General features: G+C 64.3%; 14 protein-coding genes. 8 read left to right on the top strand and 6 right to left on the bottom strand.

Going from position 1 to position 20704, the window contains the following annotated elements; translation table 11 throughout:
* Window position 1: 1 nt before the first annotated feature.
* The 6 genes from QZ609_RS00230 (at window position 2) to tssA (ending at window position 7962) form a co-directional block, all read left to right on the top strand.
* Window positions 2–3136: a T6SS effector BTH_I2691 family protein gene (locus QZ609_RS00230; protein ID WP_295489416.1), complete on the top strand. Its 3135-nt coding sequence runs from the start codon at window positions 2–4 to the stop codon at window positions 3134–3136.
* Complete coding sequence (locus tag QZ609_RS00225) at window positions 3133–4077, top strand: DUF6708 domain-containing protein (RefSeq protein ID WP_295489414.1); 945 nt, start codon at window positions 3133–3135, stop codon at window positions 4075–4077. The genes QZ609_RS00230 and QZ609_RS00225 overlap by 4 nt, the downstream gene beginning before the upstream one ends.
* 129 nt (window positions 4078–4206) lie before the next feature.
* A complete protein-coding gene (locus tag QZ609_RS00220; protein ID WP_295489412.1) occupies window positions 4207–4377 on the top strand; it encodes a hypothetical protein in 171 nt (56 codons plus the stop codon).
* Window positions 4378–4499: 122 nt separating this feature from the next.
* Complete coding sequence (locus tag QZ609_RS00215; protein ID WP_295489409.1) at window positions 4500–6023, top strand: rhomboid family intramembrane serine protease; 1524 nt, start codon at window positions 4500–4502, stop codon at window positions 6021–6023.
* 33 nt (window positions 6024–6056) lie between these two features.
* Complete coding sequence (locus tag QZ609_RS00210; RefSeq protein ID WP_295489406.1) at window positions 6057–6707, top strand: hypothetical protein; 651 nt, start codon at window positions 6057–6059, stop codon at window positions 6705–6707.
* 175 nt (window positions 6708–6882) lie between these two features.
* Entirely contained in the window at window positions 6883–7962 is a 1080-nt protein-coding gene (gene tssA, locus QZ609_RS00205) for a type VI secretion system protein TssA (RefSeq protein ID WP_295489403.1), read from the top strand.
* A gap of 50 nt (window positions 7963–8012) precedes the next feature.
* Here tssA and QZ609_RS00200 read toward each other — a convergent pair whose 3' ends face one another.
* From QZ609_RS00200 to QZ609_RS00175, 6 genes are read right to left on the bottom strand one after another with little or no spacing between them, the layout of a single operon-like run.
* Window positions 8013–8843 carry an OmpA family protein gene (locus tag QZ609_RS00200; protein ID WP_295489401.1) on the bottom strand — a complete coding sequence of 277 codons (831 nt, stop codon included), beginning with the start codon at window positions 8841–8843 and terminating at the stop codon, window positions 8013–8015.
* A 2-nt stretch (window positions 8844–8845) separates the two neighbouring features.
* Window positions 8846–9829 (bottom strand): type VI secretion system-associated protein TagF, encoded by a 984-nt coding sequence (gene tagF, locus QZ609_RS00195; protein WP_295489398.1) that lies wholly within the window; start codon window positions 9827–9829, stop codon window positions 8846–8848.
* Window positions 9826–13770, bottom strand: coding sequence for a type VI secretion system membrane subunit TssM (tssM, locus tag QZ609_RS00190; RefSeq protein WP_295489395.1), 3945 nt, complete (start codon window positions 13768–13770; stop codon window positions 9826–9828). Before tssM ends, tagF begins: the two co-directional genes overlap by 4 nt.
* 40 nt (window positions 13771–13810) lie before the next feature.
* Complete coding sequence (locus QZ609_RS00185) at window positions 13811–15286, bottom strand: hypothetical protein (protein ID WP_295489392.1); 1476 nt, start codon at window positions 15284–15286, stop codon at window positions 13811–13813.
* Window positions 15287–15296: 10 nt separating this feature from the next.
* Window positions 15297–15566, bottom strand: coding sequence for a PAAR domain-containing protein (locus QZ609_RS00180; RefSeq protein WP_295489390.1), 270 nt, complete (start codon window positions 15564–15566; stop codon window positions 15297–15299).
* A gap of 44 nt (window positions 15567–15610) precedes the next feature.
* A complete protein-coding gene (locus tag QZ609_RS00175) occupies window positions 15611–16462 on the bottom strand; it encodes a M15 family metallopeptidase (RefSeq protein WP_295489387.1) in 852 nt (283 codons plus the stop codon).
* Window positions 16463–16751: 289 nt separating this feature from the next.
* On the opposite strand from QZ609_RS00175, the gene QZ609_RS00170 reads away from it, so the two are divergent.
* Window positions 16752–17507 carry a hypothetical protein gene (locus QZ609_RS00170; protein ID WP_295489385.1) on the top strand — a complete coding sequence of 252 codons (756 nt, stop codon included), beginning with the start codon at window positions 16752–16754 and terminating at the stop codon, window positions 17505–17507.
* A 149-nt stretch (window positions 17508–17656) separates the two neighbouring features.
* The gene (locus tag QZ609_RS00165) at window positions 17657–20704 is read left to right on the top strand and encodes a type VI secretion system Vgr family protein (protein ID WP_295489382.1); all 3048 of its coding nucleotides are present in this window, start codon (window positions 17657–17659) and stop codon (window positions 20702–20704) included.

Genomic DNA, 20704 nt, shown 5'->3' with positions numbered 1-20704 from the left:
CATGGCAGGCGAAGTCACAGGAAAGTACGCACAGAACGCCAACCAAGCTGCGGTGGGTGTCCCACAATGTGGATCAGGAGGCTGCGCCTCGTGTATCAAGTCAGGGCTGCCCATGCTGCTGGTGCGGCCTGGTCTCGCCGAGAAGCAGTACGCTGACAGTAAGCACGGGGCCATCGAAAAGCTGTTGCCCGGAGTTGCCGATCCTAAGCTCAGCTACTCCGGCTATGTCATGCGAACGCTACGCGGTGGATACGTCTATGCGTACTACGAGCATGCACACACCCCCGAAATAAAAGCCCAGAAGGGCTGGCAAGCATTCCAGGTCGATACGCTGGGCTATTTGACGCCAATGCCAATCGCACAGTTGCCCGTGCCTGGCGAAGCAAAGGAGTTCAGCTGTAAGCGAGTCGACGGGTACGCCGCTGCAATGCTGTTTGTTATTCCTGATGCGATGAACACGCAGCGTGTTTGGATCGGTTTTAGCGATACTCCCTGGAGTGACAAGGTACGCGAGCGGTATGCCGGAAACGAGAAACTCCGGAATCAGCGTATGGCTTGTGTCAATGCTCCAAAGGCGAGTTGCACGCGTGCGGTTCCGTTGTCAGAAGCGAGCTTGTCTGCTGTCTTGCCCGAGTACGACGTGAACAAGCAGAACGCATCAGCAGCGCTTTTGGGTAACCCTTACCCCGGTGTGCCGTTCGATAAGGATGGCAAACCCCTGCCTCGCAAGGAGGGGGCAAAGGACGTCTACAGCCAGGCGTCCGTGATTGTTACGCGCGGTAAACAGTTCGACGTCAGCAAAGCCATGCTTGTCAGCGTGCCGGATGCGGTTGGGGTGACACATGAAGCCGCTCAACTTCGACTTGAGCTGCCACAAATGGCCAGGAAAATGCTGGCCGAAAAAAACGGCTACTGGAAGTTGCAGTCGGCAATGAGCATCAAGGCGCTGGTGGAGCTTTTTGACGCACAGTACCGCAATCTCGGTAACACACCGGGGCTGTATGGTGAGTCCTACATGCCTCGTGCGCAGTTCGACGATATGAAAAGTCGGGGCGCATTGCCCCCAGGTGCAACGTTCATACCTCAGACCTATACCGTTCAAGGGGGGGGTATGTTCCCCGGGGGGGCATACACCAACCCTTCACTCGGCACGGTCAGCATTCCAAATGACGAGTTGCCAGCAGTGAGGGTGCAGAAGAAGGCGGGTGACGGTTATAAGACGTACCTTGAAAAGTACGACCGAGCATGCCTTAAAGACAGCCAGTTGCTGGCGCGCATTGAGGTCGACTACGGTACTTGGCTCACTAGTCCTGCGCGCAAGCTCGTCACAGAGCATGATTTCGATGAAACCACGCGGCAAGACGGTGTCTACTACGCTCTTGTTGTCAGCAAGGTGACGTATGGCGGCCCAATTACCGATGTCGGTGCGGGGTGGTATGCCGATTTCATAAAAAGCGATCCGCTCGACAAGAACAACGTGTTGGTGCGCGCGATGTTGGGCAACCAGAAGGATTTCTTCGACTGGTTCAAGGAGTCCGATCAACGATCAAAGACCGTTGATGAGGCCAAGGCGTTGTTCGACGTGATTGAGGAGCTGGAGAAAGACGCGAAAGGCGGGAAACTGGTTGGGACACTGGCCCACAGCTTGCCGTATCTGCGAATGCTTGCGTCTGCGGCGGGTTTCGGGCTGATGCCTCTGGCGGGGGCTGCTGGCGTGATGCTGTCCAAGCTCAAGAAAGTGTCGCCCGACCTTCTCAAAAAGATGGAGCGGTTGATCGTTCGAGTCAGCGTGACAAGCGTGACCACAAGCAAGATACGAGCGACACGGGTTCAAGTGAGCGAAGAGCAGGCCAAAATCTATTGGCGTGAAGTCGCTAAAGCGAGTCGAGCGGACGTGGGCAAGTCCACGCGCAAGGTAGGCGAATCCGAGGTCACGAACGTCACGAGAAGCGGCGCGTTGGCGATGGACTTGTCCGGGGCCAAAGGCAATGCGCGCATTGACGTCTATGTCTTTGAGAGCGTGACAGCTACGACGACGACACTTGCTGAGTTGCCGAAAGGTGGGGAGCAACTTAAAGAGGTCGCGCGCAGAGTTGGCAGTGTCCTCAAGCAAGGAGGTGCTGTGCTCTCGGCGGGTGGTGCGGTTATCCAGTTGTTGTGTTTGAGTGAGAATCTCGAGAAGCTGCGTAGCGGGAATGATGAGGTCCGGGTTGAGGCCTATCTGGGGTTGGCTTCCGCTGCGCTGGGTTCGTCAGCGGCCTTGGCGGAGGTTTCGGCAGCGTTTGCTAAGCAGTGGGAAAAGCTCGCTCTTAGTACTGGACTCAAGGTGGTTGCTGGCTTTGCTTCAGCGCTTTCAAGCGCGCTTGATGGCGTGACTGCGCTGACCAAGATGTTTTCACGGAACCGCAATAGTGACTCGGCTGCCGCAGCAGCCTATGGTGCACAAGCATTCTTCTTCTTCAGTGCGGCATTGGCTGGTGGCGCTGCGGTTGCGAATGCCATGGGGGTACTCACCGTTACAGGTTTCGGTCTTTCATGGACTGGGTGGGGTTTGCTGCTCGTCGCTCTCGGTGTGGCAGCTGGCTATATCGCCATGATGATTCAGAATACGCCTGCGGAAGATTGGGTGGCGGGCACGGTATGGGGTAGCAAGGCGTGGGGGAGTCTTGCCAAGGAGCAGGACGAGATGAACAAACTGCTGCTTGGCATCAGTGTAGATTTCAGCTACAGGAATGGTGTCGGCGACAGTCTCATGCGCTCCATGGCAGTGGTAGGGATGGGAGGTTTGCCATCTCCGCAAATGTCAAGCTACGCAGTGTCTAGGGAGGCCTGGCTCAGTTTCTCGTTGAACAAGGCATTGCGTGAGAAATTGACTTGGTCTGTTCAGATCTATGGAAATTGCCGCGACGGACGTACCGTTCTGTTGACGCAGCGTGGAAGCAGTTTGCAGGCTTTCCCGGGCACGGCAGCCGCAGCATTGGACGGCGTCGAAGGGGGGCGGCCAGATGTGAAGGATGATGGGAACACGCTCATCGTATCTGCGGATCTGAATACCATGACTTTCAAGGGCGCATCTGCCAAAGTGCGAGTTGAATCCCCGGAAGGTGACGTGCTGGTTGAAGAACAGCTGCCTTGAACTCAGCACTGCCAGCTATTTTTTGGAAAAATATTGCGAGGTTTCCCGAGATGTCCCAGGGCAATCCTGATTTTCGTGTATTGCTGTCGGAGTGGAATGCGCCGGAGCCATACTTCGAATTCCCCAAAGCGAAGAAGCGCACGTTGCAAGCACAGCGAAAGCCGTGGCGTGTTGCTTCCGACAACAAGTATCAGCCCGTGCATCTGGTTGCAAGCACGTGTGAATCGCTATTGAACGTCTATCCGGACGCCATAGAAATCGGGTCCCCGTTGGGCTCAGAAGGAAAGACAATTTTTGGAACATTGTTCCTGGTCATCATGACAGTCTTCATGATCATGTTCGCATACGCGGGGGTTGCGGTATGGAACCCGGACCAACCAATTCTCGTGGGGACATCTATATTGATGTTCTTTGCCTCTGCGATCGCATTTCTCGCTGCGGTGGTTTGTTTCAAGCTCGTACTCTTTTCGCCGCGTGATTTGCCAGTGCTCTTCAACAGAAAAACGCGACAGGTCAGCTTCATCCAACTTCGACCATTCATCTTCTTCCGATTCTGGAAGAAGCAAGGCGTTGCCGAGCCTCGCACTTACTCATGGGATGACGTCAAGGCGCGCAGCTACAAGATGACCCAATTCACCGGGGCGGCAGCTAGAGAGACGTATTTCCTGACCCTGCTCTGGGGTGAGCCGAACAAGCCCAATCTGTGCAAAGAGATCGTGAATATCGGCTACGCAGGGTGGTGGGAAGACGCGGTGTTGTGGCGGCTCTATGAACACATTCGCCGCTACATGGAAGAAGGCGGAGCGCCGATTCAGCCGGGGGAGAAGTTGCGTCGCTCGGGGGTTGGCAAGGTGCCGGCGTTTTCGCCAGAGATCATTGCAGCAGCAGGCGGTGCGGCGCTGAGCGATCAGAAAGTCTACAACCTGGCGCATGGCGGCTAGTGGTTTCTTTATGGAACGCGAATAGCCGCGTCGATCATTTTGTATGTGCTGTGCATTCAATTGATCAATGCTGTTCGTCAAGCGATCTGATTGATATAGCGCTGCGGCATTTACGCCTTCTTCGGCCTCATGACCATCATCCTCGCCCGTAAGTGGATGCCCTTCGTGCGCCTGACAGAAAAAGTCTGCCGCACCCTGGGCATCCCCGACCCCGGCAACGTCGATCTGGTCAAGTCTTCCAAGGCCCAACGCAAGCCCGATGGCCCCGGTGAGTACGGCACCTTCTACATCCGCTATTGATCAGATTCGAGAAACGACTCGTCTTCGACTCTGATCCCAATCTTGGCCTGCAGGTCTCAAAGATCGCTCGGCCGGGTGAACAGCATGGCCCCTGATGGCCACATCGCATATTTCAGGCAACCATGCCAGGCTCTCCAACTCTCAGCATCTCAAATCTCGCAGGACTGCGCGTCACACCGCTGCTGATCGGCATCACGTCGCTGATGTTTCTGATCACCGTATCGGCAGGGCATGGGCTGATCGACATCCCAGCCAGAACGTTGTACCAGCTGGGAGGCAACTTGACGACATTCACCCTCACGGGTGACGGCTGGCGGCTCTTGAGCAGCGTGTTCTTGCACGTGGGGCTGGTGCACCTGCTGCTCAATATGTACATGTTGTTGCTCGTAGGCCGACTGGCCGAACGCTGGTTTGGTCAGGCCGGCACGCTCGCGATCTACCTGCTCGGCGGTGTGTGGGCCAGCTATGCCAGCGCATGTTGGCTGGGCTGGAAGGTTGTCTCCGATGACCACGTTGGAATGGTCGTGAGCGTTGGGGCTTCCGGCGCAATCATGGCGCTTTGTGGTGCGGTGGTGGTCGCGGCCTGGCTGCATGACGACACACCACCCCTGCTGGCAAAGGAAGGGGGCACGCTGTCGGGTACGAGCAAAGTGCTGGTGCAGACGGTCGTCATCAACGTTGTGATGGGCTTTGTCATCAAAGGCGTGGATCAGGCGGCCCATCTGGGCGGGTTAGTCGCGGGCGCCTTGCTTGGGCTGGCCGTGAGTGCCATGGCCGACGCGGCCCGTGCCGGTTGGTTGCTGCATCGTCGCATCGTCGTCACTGCGCTGGTGGCCGTGACGGCGCTCTACGGGTGCCTGTGGCTTGCACCCTGGTCCGCATTGCGCGAGTGGCGCGTCTTGTGGGACAAAGACGCTGCGGAGCAAGCGACGATCGATCAGCAGGCCGAAGAAGAAAAGCGCACCGAACGCGACGCACGGCAGGCTGAAGCCGTTGCCACGAAAGCACGCAACAAGGCAGCAGACGCGTTGCGGGCCACGTTGCCGGCCCCTGTGTCGGAGCAGGAGTCCGCGGGGCAGGCTGTCCCGGTGGAAGATGCAGCTGCAGTGGCTCGCGTCGAGGCCGAATTCGTTGCGCCGCTGGCACCGCGGGGTGTCCCTGAGGATGTCGGTGCGATATTGCCGCGCCAGGGGCCTGCGGATGGATTGTTTCTCTCGCGGCCTTCGGCGCTCGGTCTGCTGTTGGCGCGCCCTGGCCCTCAGGAAGCGTCGCCCGAGGTGGTCGCAGCCTGGACACTGTGCGATGCCGAATACATGGGACAGGTCATGGAGCCTGGTGCAGCTTGGCACGATGGGGCGGGCCGGCAACTGGTCGCCGCGCTCGGAAAGCAACCCGTGGTCAGCGTGACCGACCTGGCCACCGGCGTGGAACTGGGCATGTACAGGATGCCGGGTGATCCGGATCAGGTGCGGTTCAGCACAGACGGCAAGCGGTTGCTGGTGGGGTCGCATGACAGCGATGGTCATCTCTACTTGAATATGGTGGACATCGCCCGCCGCATGCGTGAGGCGGATGCCCGGCGCTACATTCCGAATGCACTCATCTGCGGTTGGGAGGAGGGCAGCGGTGCGCGCCAGGCGGAGTAATCGTTCCCCATCCGCGAGCCTTTGAGAACCGACATGACCGTGACGCCCGAAACGACCGAGTCTGCCGAGCCGGCCGATCGCCCTCTCAGCGAAATCGGCTTCGTCGGCCTGGTGCTGACCTTGCTGATCATCTTCGCCGCGATGATTCTGATCGGGGTGGGCGTTGCCGACCCCTACCCGTTGGGCGGCGAGCAGAGCGCACGGTGGTGGTGGTTGCGTTATCCGCTGGTGTTCGCCGGCTTGATGGTGTGCGTGATCGTGCAGACCATCACTATCAAGAACATTGACGATCCGGACTTTGCGAAGGAGGTTGAGAAGACGGCAGACGCAATGAATGCGATGCTGTTTGCGGCAGCGCTTGTCATCGTGACGCTCTCCGGCGGCACCGTGAAGAACCTGTACAACGCCGCGTGCGGCGAGCGGTCGATCGTGAAGGCCAAGCGCGCGTACACGATCCTTTCTCCCAAAGGTCCTCGCCGCGTCGGCTCCACCACAATTAAGTATGAAATTCTGGAGGGCCCATTGGCGGGCAAATCCGTCTCGCTCCATTGGAGTGGCACAGGTGAGCACGGAACCGGCGCCGACGACGGCAAGCTCGCCTTGGTTTCACTGCGGACGAGCTGGATGGGGATCTCAGTGCTGGGGGCGTACGATCAGGCGCAGCGAGTGCCTGGAGACGGCTAACGGGCGCCGCCCAGATTTGCGCTGCGTGAAGCTGGGCTTTGCTAGGCGCGATATGAAGATTTAGAAACAATCCCCCCAAATGCACCCGCCCTGAGTAGCATCACCACCGTCCGATCCAATCGATCTTGGGCGCGGAGGACTCCACCTCACGCTCGCTTGCGCAATGCATCACGCCATGACCTCTCTCCCGTTCGACCAACTGCTGGCCCCACTGCCCGGCACACACCCCTGCGGCGAAGACATGCTCTTCTCCACCGAATTCGACAGCATCCAGGAAGCCCGCCGCTTCGACGACCCGTCGCTCGACCAGGGTGAGTGGGTGACCGAGATCAAGGAGGCCAACTGGCGCGCGGTGATCAGCGAGGGGTCGTCGCTGCTGCAGAACCGCACGAAGGATTTGCGCCTGGCCGCGTGGCTGGCGGAAGGCCTGTCGAAAGATCGCGGCTTCGCTGGCCTGCGCGAGGGCTACGAGCTGATCGCCGGCCTGTGCGAACAGTTCTGGGAGCACCTGTATCCGCTGCCCGAGGCGGATGACCCCGAGGCGCGGATGGGCAGCATGGCGTGGCTGGCCGCACGCTCGAGCCAGCTGATCCGCGAAGTGCCGCTGGTGGAGGCAGGCAAGGGCGGCTTTAACTACGTCGACTGGGAAGTCGCAACGGCGCTGGTTGAATCCATCCGCCGCGATCCGGATCAGGCCGATGAGTTGTCACGCGGCAAGATCACGCAGGAGCAATTCGAGGCGGCACGCCGGGCTACGCCGGCTGCGTTCTATACGGCGCTGTACGACGATGTGGTGGGTTGCGGGGCAGCGCTGCTGCGACTGGACAACGTACTGAATACACGCGCCGGCGACTATGCGCCAAGCTTCCGCGCGGCCCGAGAAGCGCTGCAAGCGGTCCGTGCGCTGGTGGAGCGCTTTGGCGGCAAGACCGAGCCCAAGCCTGCGGCGGTGGAAACCAATGCCGCCGCTACCCAGCAGCAAGCCGGAGCAGCTGCGGCAGAGCCCGTTGTCGCAACGGTGCTCGGCCCGATCCGCACACGCGCCCAGGCACTGAACCAGCTGCGTGAAGTCGCCGAATTCTTCCGCCAGACCGAGCCGCATAGCCCGGTTGCTTACCTCGCCGCGCGCGCCGCCAAGTGGGGCGACATGCCGCTACACGCCTGGCTGCGTACGGTGGTCAAGGACGATGCGACGCTCTCGCAGATCGAAGAGCTGCTCGGCCTGGGGGATCCGTCACCGGACAACGCCGGATGACGCGTGGCGCGACCGCCGCGTGAGCGGTCGCGCAGCCGTTTTACGCAGGCTTACTGACTCGCCCGAAACTCAATCCGCCGATTGCGCGAACGCCCCTCATCGGTGTTGTTGGCCGCCACCGGCTGATCCGGCCCCACCCCAATCGCCGTGAGCGTGCCTTGCTCCGCACCCTTCGCAATCAGGTAGTTCTTCACCGTCTCCGCCCGTGTCTGGCTCAGGTTGAGGTTCATCGCGCGGCTGCCCGAGTTGTCGGTGTGGCCGACGATCTCGATCTTGCGGCCGTTCAAGCGCGGCAGCACCGCAGACATCTCATCCAGAATGGCGCGGCCCTTGGGTGTGAGCGTGGCGCTGCCGGTCTCGAACTCGATGATGCGGTTGGCCAGCGTCTGGTCCAGCAGGCCTTGCTCCGACACCGCGGCCACGCGCAGGCCGTTCTTGATGGTGTAGCTCGAGCCGAGCGTGGTCGCCATGTCGCTGGTGAGCTGCTGGCGCTGCGCTTCGTTGCCCACGTCGCCGTGCAGTGCGACCTGTGTGCCGTCGACCGTGAGCTGGCCGCGGTTGACCTGCTTGATTTGCGGTGACAGGATCTTCTGCACATTGGCCGACCAGTTGGGCGGCGACACCACGTTGCCGACCTCGATCTGGTCGACCACGCTGGCGCTGCCGTACAGCTCGCGCAGCTTGGCGAGCACGCTGGCCTTGGTGGCCTCATCCGGGACCATGCCGCCGGCCACGACCTGGCCCGGTGTGGGGTTTGCCGCCGGAGCTGCATCGCCGGCCGCGCCGTAAGCGGGCAGGGTGGCGCCCAGGCAGGCCGCCATGGCAGCACCCGCCAGCAGCGTTGCAGGCCGGAAGCCGCGCTTGTTTGCATCCAGACCCATGTTCATTCTCCGATGAAGACTTCGCGGAAGGTATCGACCGCCACGCGCAGTGAGAGCTGCGGCTGATCCAGGTAACTCACGAATTTGGCCAAACCGTACTCTCCGCTGACGTGCTGGTCGACCCATTCCGGGTCGTCGATGTTGATGTTCTGCTCGGTATAGGCCAGCGGCGACATGATGCTGTGCAGGGTGCGTGAGGACGCACCGTTGAAACCGATCACCAACCGCTCGTGGCCGTTGATCTCGCCCAGGAAGAGCGAAAGCTCGAAATCGGCGCGCTGCAGGAAGCCCGACACCAGCTCCAGCCAGAAGCTCGCCACCAGGCTGCGGTACAGCGGGTCGGCCGGCAGCGGCAGCGTGAGCCCCTTCTCCAGCCGCGACGAGCCGTTGGCCATGACCGGCTGCAGCAGCGTGCCGAGCGCCAGCAGCGTGCGGCGCAGGCGGATGTTGTGGCCCTCCGCGCGCAGCATGTGCTCCAGGCCGGCAACGGTCTGGAAGTCGATGAAATCGGAGAAGCTGGCATCGTAGCCCTGCGTGCCGGCGGTCTCCACGCCGTGTTGGCCGTCGGCCAGCAGGCGCAGGCCTTCGGTCGCGTCTGCGGCCTGGCCGAGCGAGAGCATCTGCTGCCCCGCGCGCGTCCACAGCCGCGCCAGCGCGATCGGGCTGCGGGCGATGAAGTTCAGCGGGCGCTCGACCTCCATCGCCGTCGCCGTCAGGAACGGAAAGCGGCGCGACGACAGGTCGCTGCTGGCCATCAGCGTGCCGGCAATCGCCAGCTTGCTCTGCGAGCCCAGGAAGGCAAATTGCACCGGCTTCCAGGTGTCGTAGGTGGCCTTCCAGTCGGGCGCCTCGGCCAGCAGTTCCATGCCCTGGGCGAGCCACCGGTCCAGCGTGTCGAGCAGCTGCACGTTGTTGGCGCTCTTGACGAAGTCGCCGCGCGACGGAAGCTTGCCGAAGTAGGAAAGCTGCAACTGGGTCTGACTCATTGCGGCGTTCCCCCTTGCTCGTCCGTTACCGCCGGGCGGTTGGCGGCCTGCGTCGTCGAGGGTGTCTGCGCGGGCGCCGGTGTGCTGGGCGGCGACCCTGCCGGGGCGGGCGGGGTCGACGTGCTCGCAGGGGCGTTCACGTCGGCAATGGAGGTCGGCAGGCGCAGGCCGCGCAGGCCCTGGCCCTGTGGCGAATCCGACGCCGTGCTGCCGCCCGATTGCGGGCTGCTGATGATGCGCAGGCTGATGGACACCGAGATGCCGTCACGCGTCCACGTCAGGTCGAAGGCGCCATCCGGGCGACGTTTGCGGGTGGCGGTCGCGATCAGGCGCTCCAGGCCAAAGCGGCCCGGCTCGTTGAGCAGCTCCACCGAGCGGCCGTCGAACGTGGTGGCCGTGACTTTCGCACCCGGCGTGCCTTGCGGATTCGGCCACACGAAGTTGGTCCACTGCGGCGGCGTATTGCGATAGCGCAGTTGCTGCCCGTCGATCTCGATCGTGTACTCGGTCGCCCCCTGCGACGGCACCGGCAGGATCTGGAACACCGTCTGCGGCGCCGCTGCGGCCGCACCGCCGGCGCCACCCGCCGCTCCGCCCGTGAGCGGCGCGATCCAGCGCGTGAAGCCGGTGGTGAACTCGGGCACGAAGGCCAGGCCCAGGTCGCCCCAGGTGCGGGCGGCCAGCATGTCGCCGCGGCGCACCGACAGCGGGCCGATGGTCGTGCTGGCGAACTTGGCAACGGCGCCGTCCGGGCCGAACACCTGGCCGATCTCAGCCGCGCTGGCCTCGATCTTGGCGTTGGCGGTAAACGGATACTTGTCGGCCAGCGTCGTCGCAAACGGCTGGTAGACCTGCGCGTTCCACACCTTGTTGATTTCGACCGTGGCCGGGCGGATCACCACTGCATACGACTGCAGCAGCGGACGCACCAGCAGCGGGCGCAGCGTTGCGCGCTCACTGTCGGTCATGCCGGTCAGCATCTGCTCGTCCACATACTTGAGCGTGTCGGCCAGCTCCGAGCCGTTGCCGTCCAGCGTCTGCTGCATCAGCTGGCGCGCGCCGGGGCCGGGGTCGCCCTGGTTCTTGATCAGGTTGAAGCGCGTGCGCACCTTGGACAGCGCATCCATGTAGCCGCGCAGCAGCGACTTGTCGTCGTGCATCACCACCACGCGCGCCAGGCCGGAGAACTCCTTGCCCACCGGGCCCATCGGGATGGTGCCGGCATCGGCATTGCCGCCCACGTCCAGGTTGACGTTCACCTGCGACGGCGTCTGCCGCGCAAACAGCTGCTTGAACCAGCCCAGCACGCCGGTCTTGGCCTGCTTGAGGCCCGCGTTCAGCATCGACGGGTTGTCCCACGAGGTCTGGTCGTACGCGGTGTCGAGCACCTTGCGGATCGGCGAGTTGGTCGGGTCGCCCAGCAGGTTCATGCCGGTGACGGCCTGGTCGAAGCTGCTGAAGTCTTGGATGGCGACGCCCTGCATGAAGCGCTGCCACTCGCGCGCGTACTCGGTCTTGTACATCGTCACGAGCGCCTTCTGGATCTGCTCGGGGCTGCCTTCGAGCGTGAGGTCGTCACGCGCGGCCACGTTGAGCACCCAGTCCTTGGTCTGCAGCTCCTTGCTGGCGGCCTCGCGGATGGCGGGCTGCACGTAGCCGAGCCAGGCTTCCTTGGTGAAGGTGCCGGGCACGGCGTAGCTGCCGGCCACCACGCCGGCGCCGGTCTCGCCGACGATGCGGGCGACCGTCATCGGTGCGTAGCGGGTGGAGGCACGCGCCTTGATCTCGGCGTAGGCCCGCTCGCGGGCAGGCATGCCACGCACCACGCGACGCAGGTTCTCGCGGGTCTGGTCGACCAGCGAGAGGTTGCCTTCCACCAGCGGCCAGTTGTCGTCATTGACGCGTGCGAGGAAGAACGACAGGTTGCGCTCGGCCGAGCGGATCATCTGCTCGCGCGGCATGTTGCCCCGGTTGTCTTCCAGCCAGCCGCGCCAGAAGCGCGTGATCTGGTCGGTCAGGTGCGCGACTTCCACGTGGCGCTTGTCCGACAGCATCAGGTAGGTCTTGAGCGCGTTGTAGCCGTCTTCCACGTTGGTGGGCGAGGCGTCGGTATAGCGCTTGCCGCCTGCCGAGGCGGTGGCCGCGGGGGAGGTACCCTGCGTGCCGGCGGCCGCGCCCGAGGCGCCGACCGTGGCCGTCGCCGAGCTCACGGACGTGGTCATCACCGCGCCGGTCTCGGGCGGGCGCACCATCGGCGCGAGCTGGTCGGGGTGCGCGTTGACTTCGGCCAGGAAGGTTTCGAGCGCGCCGCCCACTGGCTTGAGCATGACCTGGCGCAGACCGTTGTAGTACTCGTCGAGCAGCTTGTGCTGCAGCGTGTCGCCCTGGTACAGGCCCAGCGACAGTGCCAGCGGGTGATCGTTGCGGAAGCGGTCGAGCTGCTCGATGCGGTCCTGCAGGATGTCGAGCGCTTCCAGGCGCGCCTGCAGATCCATGCGGTTCTGCTGCATCTTGACGATCTTGTCGAGGTCCGCCTGCACGTTGGCCGTGAGCGTGCGGTTGCCCATGTACGACCACGTCCAGCCGCCCAGCAGCACGCCCAGCGCCAGCACCAGCGCGAAGAAGGTGGCGATGCGCAGGCGCGTCTTGGCGGGGCTGGCAAACTGGCGCACCGTCTGCCGGTCGGCAAAGATCACCTTGGAGAACAGGTCGCGCAGGAAGAAGCCGTTCTTGGAGAACACCTCACGGCTGCGCGCAGCGCCATCGGTGGACAGGCCAAAACGGCGCGCGATGCGCTCGGCCGAGGCGCTGTTGGTGGCGCCTTCCTGCAGCGCGCTGGTGAAGTAGAAACCGCGGAAGACGGGCTTGTACTGGAACGGGTTCTCGTCGAACAACGTGACCAGGAACGAACGCAGGGTCGGCTTGATCGACGCGAACTCCAGCGGAAAGCTCAACAACCCCGGCGACAGCTTGTGGTTCCGGTGCCGCGAGATTTGCGCCACGCTGATCTCCTTCAAGCCGTCGCACAGCTCGTCAAAGCGCTGGTCGAACAGCGCCGCCACGTCCGGCTTGGCCTCCGGCTCGAAGGGCAGGGAGGCGCCCCACACGCGGTCGCGCTCCTGCTTCTCGCTGTCCCCAAAGAATTCCGTAAAGCCAGTGATCAGGTCGGCCTTGGTGAACATCACGTAGACCGGGGCAAACACCTCCAGCCGCTCGGTCAGCTCCTGCACGCGCTGGCGCAGGTTCTTGGCCAGGTTGATGGCGAACTCGGGGCGGTTCTGCGTCAGCTCCGACACGCTCACCGTCACCACGATGCCGTTGATCGGGGCCTTGGGGCGGTAGCGCTTGAGCAGGTCGAGGAAGCCGAGCCATTCGCGGCGGTCTTCGTCGTGCACCGAGTAGCGGCCGGCGGTGTCGAGCAGGATGCCTTCGGTGGTGAAGAACCAGTCGCAGTTACGCGTGCCGCCGATGCCCTGGATGACCGCGCCGCCCTTGTCGGCAAACGGAAACTGCAGGCCCGAGTTCAGCACCGCCGTGCTCTTGCCGGCAGCCGGGTTGCCGATCACGATGTACCACGGCAGCTCGTATAGCGCGGCGTCGCCGGACAGCTGCCCAAGCTTGGAGCGCTTGATGGTCTTGACCGCCTCGGCCAAGCGCACGCGCAGGGCTTCGACCTCTTCGCGCTTGTCGGGCGCGACGGTCTTGTCGGCGGCGGCCTGTTCAAGCACGCCTTCGAGCTTGTTGCTGGCCCGGCGCGCACGCCAGCGCTTCCAGATGTATGCCGCTAGCCACAGCGCCAGCAGCACGCCGAGCACGACCCCGGCCCAGACCAAGCCAATCTCGAAGGTCTGTGCCATCAGCAGCAGGAAGATGGTCAGCACGATCACGCCCAGGATCGACAGCGTGCGTGAGTTGGTCAGGAAGTTCAGGAAGCGTTGCATGTTGCCTTCGGCTCGTGAGCTCGGGTTCGGAGGATCGGGGTCAGGTCAGGCTCGGCACCACGGCGATGGCGCCGCGCTGCTGGATGTCGTTGGCGGTGACGGCCAGCACGGGCTTGCCGGTCTCCAGGCTCAACTGATGCGCCACCACCACGGGCAGCAGCGCGCCGGCGGCGCCCACGTAGCCGCAGGGCGTGCCCAGGGGCAGCAGGTCGGCGGCGACGTCCAGCGCCGGAAAACGTTCGGAGAACACGCGCGCGACTTCCACCGTGCGCACCGGGTGCATGCCGGTATCGGTGACTACGCTGGCGATGGCGGGCTCGGCTGAGGCGGGCGCGTCATCGGCGGGTTTGGCTTTGCTGTCCTTGGCGGCCGGTGTGGCGGCCAGCGTGTCCAGCACCTGGCGCACCACGCCGCCCAGGGTTTCCAGGCGCGGCTGGCCTTTGTTGGGCGTCGGCGCTTCCAACCGGGCCACGCTGGCGCGGGTGATCGTGGTCGGCGCCGCAGTCGGTTCGTCGTCGGTCGCTTCGGCTGGCTGGGCGGCCTGGGCCAGCGCGTCGGTCGGCGCGCACAGCAGTACGCCGGCGGCCGCCTCGCCCGGTATGCGGCCATGTTGGCGGTTGGCGTCGAACAGCTGCTCCTGCTGCATGAGCTGTTCCACCGCGTTGGGGCCGACCAGCGAATCGGCCACCACCAGCATGCGCAGCGCGCGCTCGTCGCTGGGGCGGTTGAGTGCTTGCGTGGCGCGATCGAGCAGGAGCAGCGCATCGGCATCGCCCCTGGCGGCGATGGGCTCCAGCGTCAGCCGTTCGGCCGGCCAGATCAGGCCGATGCGTTGGCGCAACCAGGTGTCGGCGGCGGCTTGCTGCGGCGGCGTCCACTCGCGCGGCAGCAGGGCGGTGACAACCATCCGTGCCGGCTCCACGCCGGTTTCCACGGGTTGCTGCGCGACCGCCTGTGCGGCGAGTTCTTCGGCCACCTGCCCGGCCAGCGTCAAGGCGCGCAGGTTTTCATCGGGCCAGTCGAGGTCGGGATGGCGTTCGGCCAGTTCAGTGCGCAGGTCTTCGATGTCGAGCCCCTCCACTGGCGCCGCGAAGATCGGCTGGCCGAAGCCTTGCACGTCCGCCAGGCCGGGCTGCGTGCTGGCCTGCACGGCGTCGACCAGCGCCATGGCGTCAGCCCCGGCCGGCGCGCGCAGGGCGCTGCCCAGCAGCACGGCGCGCCACTGGCGCGTGGCGTCTTGCGGGTCGGTGGGCATGGCATCGCCGGCTGCAACGGCGGCGGGTGTGGCGGCGGCCAATTCACGGCCCGCCACCACGTTGGAGCGGATGCCGTCCAGCGCGCGCTTCATCACCCAATAGCCGATCACCATGCCCATCGGCAGCAGGAACAGGTAGGTGACGATGTCGGCGGTGGTCGGCATGCGGTTGACGGCCTGCCACCACACGATGACGGCGATCCACACCACCACGAACACCGCCAGCAGCGTCAACCCGGAGCGGAACAGTCTTGCAACCATGTCGTCTTCTTCAGATGCTGCCGGTGTTGCCCTGGCTGGACAGGAGGGTGGCGCCGCAGGCGGTCTTGTCGCCATGGCGCGCAGCCTGGCGGCCGTCGATGATGACGTTCGGGTCTCCGGTGACGATGACGGTGGTGCCGCCATGGCCCTGCTGCGGGCAGGTCACCTTGTCGCCCACGCAGGCAACGCCCTTGCCGCCGGTGGACGTGTTGCCCGACGCGCTGATCACCACGCCGCCGTGGTCGGTCTTGTCACCCAGCAGGATGAAGGGACGTGTCATTGCGTGCACCCCAAGCGTTCTTGATCCATCGGTTCATCGATCCGTCATTGGCCCGGGCGTTTGCCGAGCACGCCCTTGCGGCGCAGCTCCACGTGGCCCAGGTCCATCATCTTCCAGCGGCCGCCCCACACCAGGCCGACCGATTCGGCCGCCTGGCCGTACAGCTCGTAGCCGCGCATCGCCCACGGGTCTTTCTCGCTGATCACCAGCTTGCCGTCGCGGAAGAACGCGCTGTCCGCCGCCAGGCCGTACTGGTGATAGCTCTGGAACGCGGTGGCCTGCGTGACGTTGCTGCCCATCGCCGCCAGCTTGGCCTGCCGATCGGGGCTGCGATAGCCTTCGAGCAGCGCCATGTCGTAGCCGTGTTCGTCGTGCATGATCTTGTAGACCAGCAGCAGGCGCTGGCGGAAATCGGCATCGAGCAGGTTCCAGTCGCGGCTTGCATCGCGGATGGCTGGCCGGACCTGTTCCACCTCCTGCGTGGTGAACACCTCGGGCGGCAGCGGCGGCGGCGGGATCAACCGCTCGCCGTTGAGCAACGCCGAGATGTGCGGGTCCGGCTCGCGCACGGTGTCATCGTCAAACTCGAACGTCTGCCGCTCGCGCAGGGCCAGCGCCAGCAGGGGCGGCACCGACAGCACGCCCAACGCGCCCAGCAGCAGCCCCCGCCGCCGCACCACGAACTGCTTGATCGCCGAGGCATTCGACGTGGCGCTATCCACCGACTCGCGCAGCGACCCCGCCGAACGCGTGCCAACCACCGCCGCACCCGCGCTCAGGCGGCGCCACTGCGCGCGCACGGCGGCGGCGGCGCGCTGCCGCACGGACGGCAGCAACAGCACGGCGGCCACCGCCACCATGGCGATGAAGTAGAGAACGAGAGCGGCAAAAACCATACTGACTTGCGAGGCGTAGGCGGTTACGTCAATTCACCCTGATTTATATCTGTATTGCGAAGCTGAAAATATTAAGAAACGGTAAAGATTCCGCTGAATTTGCGTCGCACGTTTATTAAGAAACGGTAAAGAAAAAACATTCCGGCGCCAACAATTTGTCTTTCGTGAAGCCCAGACTTAGAATCAGCAGCCACCAGCGGAATCGGCATGTTTTGTTGTACCTGATGCTCGGACGTCGTTTTGAACCACATACGCTCGCCGCGCATTCTATTTCAATTCTGGACCCGTGATGAGTAATAACGGCGATTTGAAAAAAGAAGGGCCTCCAACGCTCTTCAACTCCCAGTCCGAAGCCGACGAGGCTGCGCACACGCGCATCCTGGCGAGCCTCGAGGGCAAGGTCAGCGCGAACGGCAAGGCGCCGAGAAAGGCAGGCCCCCGCTACGCCATTGGTGCTGCCGTTGCGGTGCTGGCCGTGGGCATTGGGTCATGGATCATGCTCAACCCATCGGACGAGCCGGCGCCCGCACAGGTTGCGGAACACGCCGCTCCGGTCGTGCCAAAAGCCGCTCAGCCGGCTTCGGCAGCCGTGGTGGCACCGGTTGTGGCGGCTGCCCCTGCCAGCGCGCCTGCCGTGGCGCCGGCGGCCACCATCGTCAACGTCGAGCCCACGGACGAGCACGCGCTGGACAAACTCGGCAAGGCACCACCGCCCGAGAAGGCTGTCGCCAAGGCGCCCGCCGATGCGGTGCACAGCGAGACTTCCACCGAGCACGCAGCGACGGTCAAATCGACTAATACGGCGGCCAATACGGCGCAAGGCAAGGCGGAAACCGCCAAGCTGGTTGCAAAATCGACTGGGCTGCCGGTCAAGGATGCACAAAATACAAAAGCCAAGCCGCAGGCGGTCGCCAAATCGGCGCGACACCGTAAAGGCGGATTGACCGCGGATGATCCGGATGCCGATCTGCTGGCGGCATTGCTGTCACCGCATACTAACAATGCCAAAAAACCGGCTGACCAGCCCAATTACAAGGGGCAATAGCCGGCGGCATTCGCCGCCCGTGTGGGGGATTGCCGGGCGAGGATGAGGCCGTTGGCGCAGTTTTGTGAATGCGCCGTTAACACAGCGCATGCGCGCCGGCCTCACAATTCCGCCTTTGATGCGCCCGCAGTTGTCATATCGGACAGCGAATGGAAGTAACAACCCTTCTTCAGAATCTCTTCGCCCCCGCGCACCGGCTGTACGCCCTGGAGGGCGACGGGCCGTTGGCGGACCTGGCGGTGGAAGCGTGGCTTGGCCGCGAGGCGCTGTCCGAATTGTTCGAGTGGCGTGTGGTGGCGGTCAGCCCTAACGCGCGCAGTGCGCTCAAATCGCTGCTTGGTCAGCGCGTGACGCTGGTGACGACGCTTGCCAACGGCACGCAAACCAAGCGTACCGGGTTGATCCGCCTGGCAGAGAAGCTCGGCGCCGACGGCAGCCTCACGCGCTATCGCCTGACCGTGGTGCCATGGTTCTGGCTGACCACGCAGCAGCGCCACAGCCAGGTGTTCCAGAATCGGCCGCTGGCGGACATCATCGAGCAGGTGCTGACGCCGTACTCGCCGTACGCCTCGTGGCGCTACGCCGCCGGTGCCGAGGCGCGCATGGGCGAGTTCGGCATGCGCAGCCACATCGCACAGTTTCGCGAGACCGACTACCACTTCATCACGCGCCTGCTGGCCGAGGCCGGGCTGGGTTTCACCACCGTTGAAGACGACCAGGCGCACGGCGGCCACACGCTGGTGATCTTTGCCGACAGCGCGCAACTGGCCGAAGACACCGAATCCGCCGCCGAGGGTGGCATCCACTACCACCGCGCGCACAGCATGGAAGAGCGCGATGCGATCCAGCAACTGGTGTGTCATAGCCGCACGACGGTGGGCGGCGTGGCGGTGGCCGCGTGGGACCCGGAGGGCAAGCGCAGTGTGCGCGGCCACGCGCCGGCCCGCTTTGGCGGTGGCTCGGGTAGCCCGGATGCCTACCTGTCGATCAGCCCCTCGCTGGCGCCGGACGCCGGCAACGCCCAGCGCATCGCCGAGCAGGTCATGGAGAGCATCGAGGCCCGCGCGCTGCTGTTCACCGGGCGCGGCACCGTGCGCACGCTGCGCAGCGGTACGCGCCTGCAACTGCGCGATTGCCCGCACCTGCCCCATGACGCCAATGCCGACCCCAACGCCGACGCCAGCGCGCCCACTCCGCTGCTGATGGACGGCGTCGAGCATTGCGGCATCAACAACCTGACCGCCGACACGCATCTCGCGCTCGGGCACCGCCTGGGCGGGCTCGATGCCGCGCTGGTGTTCGACATGCCGCCGACGGCACCCGAATCCGGCCCCGGCGTCTTCGGCTTCCAGGAGGCCGACGAACCCGTCGAGCGGAACACGCCAACCGAAGACCTGCTGGCTGCCGCACGCGCCCACGGCTATGCGGGCCTGTTCCGCGCCAGCGACGCGCGCCGCCCGTGGCGCCCAGGCGTGACCGAGCCTGACACCGGTCGCCTCTATTCCGTGCCCACCGCGCAGGGCGTACACAGCGCCATCGTGGTCGGCCCCGACGGCCAGACCCAGGCCGGCGCGGGTGGACAACAAAGCGGCGAACACCACGCCACCCCCGCCGGCGAGATCCGCATCCGCTTCCCCTGGCAACAAGGCGAGCGCCCCGACGACCGCAGCAGCCGCTGGGTGCGCGTAGCACAACGGCAAGCCGGCGCCGGCATGGGCTGGCAGTGGCTGCCGCGCATCGGCCAGGAAGTGCTGGTGAAGTTCAGCGAAGATGACATCGACCAGCCGGTGGTGATCGGCGCGCTGTACAACGGCCAGGGCGAAGCTGGCGTCGCGCCCACGCCGGGCGGACAAGGCGCTGCCGGCGAAGGCGATGCGACCGCGCTCTACAAGCAAGGCAACGACAGCGCCGGCAGTGCGCAAGGCAACACCGCCGGCGGCCACGGCCCTGCGTGGCACGGTATGGGCACCGAAGCCGAAGGCCACCGCAACGCCGCCGCGCACAGCGGTTTCAAGAGCGCGGAGCACGGCGGCAGTGGCTACAACCAGCTCGTCTTCGACGACAGCGACGGCCAGTTGCGCACGCAGCTTGCCACCACGCAGCAGGCCACCCAGCTCAACCTCGGCCACCTCGTCCACCAGCAGGACAACCGGCGTGGCAGCTTCCGTGGTCAGGGCTTCGAGCTGCGCACAGACGGCCACGCGGCCGTGCGTGGCCAGGCCGGCCTGCTCCTCACGACCTACCGTGATGCGGGCAGCGGCAAAGCCGTGCCCACTGGCGACAACGCTGCCGGCATCGCATTGATCAAGCAGGCCAAGGAATTGACGTCATCGCTGGGGCAGGGCGCCGTTACGCACCAGACCGCAGCGTTGGCGACGGCCAAGGACGACAAGGCGCCGCTGGCCAAGCAGGCGAAGGCTGTCGCGGGCATGGTCGACGGCAAGGCGCTCGATGCGGCCAAGCAAGACGCCGGTGCGGGCAACACGTCGACGCAAGGCAAGGTGCCGCACCAGGGCGAAGCCATGGCACATCTCGCTGGCCGTGCGGGCTTGGTGATGGTGGCGGGTCAGGATCTGCAGATTGCCAACGGCGAGAGCATTGCGCTGGGCAGCGGGCAGGACACCAACCTCGCCGTGGGCAAGCAGGCGCGGGTGCATGCCGGGCTGGCGATCGGTATGGCGGCAGGGTTGTCCAAGGCTGGGGACAACAACGTTGGGCTGCAGCTCACCGCCGGTCAGGACAATATCGATGTGCAGGCCCAACACGATGTGCTCAAGCTGAAGGCCAAGCAGGACCTGAAGCTGGTGTCGGCCAATATGCATGTGGACTTTGCGGCGGCCAAGCGGATTCGGATTGCTACGGCGGGCGGGGCGTCGATCACGATCGAAGGCGGGAATATTACCGTGGAGTGCGCGGGGCCGATTACGTATAAGGCGGCGCAGCGGCAGTTTCAGGGGCCCACGCACGCATCCATTGAGATGAACTCGTGGCCGCATACGGCTTTTGACGACAGATACCTTTTGCGAGACCAGGTCACGCACGAACCGCTTCGCAACACGCACGTTGAGTTGCGGCGTGGTGATGGTGCTGTGCTCAAGCTCGTCACTGACGCAGAGGGCCGCCTGCCCATGCAGAAGGGGATCTCCATGGAGCAGATTCAATTGCGCGTGTTGGGAAAACTCGCCAGCAACACCTAA

It is taken from the genome of uncultured Ralstonia sp. (assembly GCA_913056305.1).
GTDB lineage: Bacteria > Pseudomonadota > Gammaproteobacteria > Burkholderiales > Burkholderiaceae > Ralstonia.
Note: the sequence above shows the minus strand (reverse complement) of the source record. Positions and strands in the feature narration are given on the sequence as shown.

What these genes read in the sequence shown, in the direction of transcription:
- QZ609_RS00230 (WP_295489416.1), top strand. Translation starts at nt 2, where the DNA reads ATGGCAGGCGAAGTCACAGGAAAGTACGCACAGAACGCCAACCAAGCT.
- QZ609_RS00220 (WP_295489412.1), top strand. Translation starts at nt 4,207, where the DNA reads ATGACCATCATCCTCGCCCGTAAGTGGATGCCCTTCGTGCGCCTGACA.
- QZ609_RS00215 (WP_295489409.1), top strand. Translation starts at nt 4,500, where the DNA reads ATGCCAGGCTCTCCAACTCTCAGCATCTCAAATCTCGCAGGACTGCGC.
- QZ609_RS00210 (WP_295489406.1), top strand. Translation starts at nt 6,057, where the DNA reads ATGACCGTGACGCCCGAAACGACCGAGTCTGCCGAGCCGGCCGATCGC.
- tssA (WP_295489403.1), top strand. Translation starts at nt 6,883, where the DNA reads ATGACCTCTCTCCCGTTCGACCAACTGCTGGCCCCACTGCCCGGCACA.
- QZ609_RS00200 (WP_295489401.1), bottom strand. Translation starts at nt 8,843, where the DNA reads ATGGGTCTGGATGCAAACAAGCGCGGCTTCCGGCCTGCAACGCTGCTG.
- tagF (WP_295489398.1), bottom strand. Translation starts at nt 9,829, where the DNA reads ATGAGTCAGACCCAGTTGCAGCTTTCCTACTTCGGCAAGCTTCCGTCG.
- tssM (WP_295489395.1), bottom strand. Translation starts at nt 13,770, where the DNA reads ATGCAACGCTTCCTGAACTTCCTGACCAACTCACGCACGCTGTCGATC.
- QZ609_RS00185 (WP_295489392.1), bottom strand. Translation starts at nt 15,286, where the DNA reads ATGGTTGCAAGACTGTTCCGCTCCGGGTTGACGCTGCTGGCGGTGTTC.
- QZ609_RS00180 (WP_295489390.1), bottom strand. Translation starts at nt 15,566, where the DNA reads ATGACACGTCCCTTCATCCTGCTGGGTGACAAGACCGACCACGGCGGC.
- QZ609_RS00175 (WP_295489387.1), bottom strand. Translation starts at nt 16,462, where the DNA reads ATGGTTTTTGCCGCTCTCGTTCTCTACTTCATCGCCATGGTGGCGGTG.
- QZ609_RS00170 (WP_295489385.1), top strand. Translation starts at nt 16,752, where the DNA reads ATGAGTAATAACGGCGATTTGAAAAAAGAAGGGCCTCCAACGCTCTTC.
- QZ609_RS00165 (WP_295489382.1), top strand. Translation starts at nt 17,657, where the DNA reads ATGGAAGTAACAACCCTTCTTCAGAATCTCTTCGCCCCCGCGCACCGG.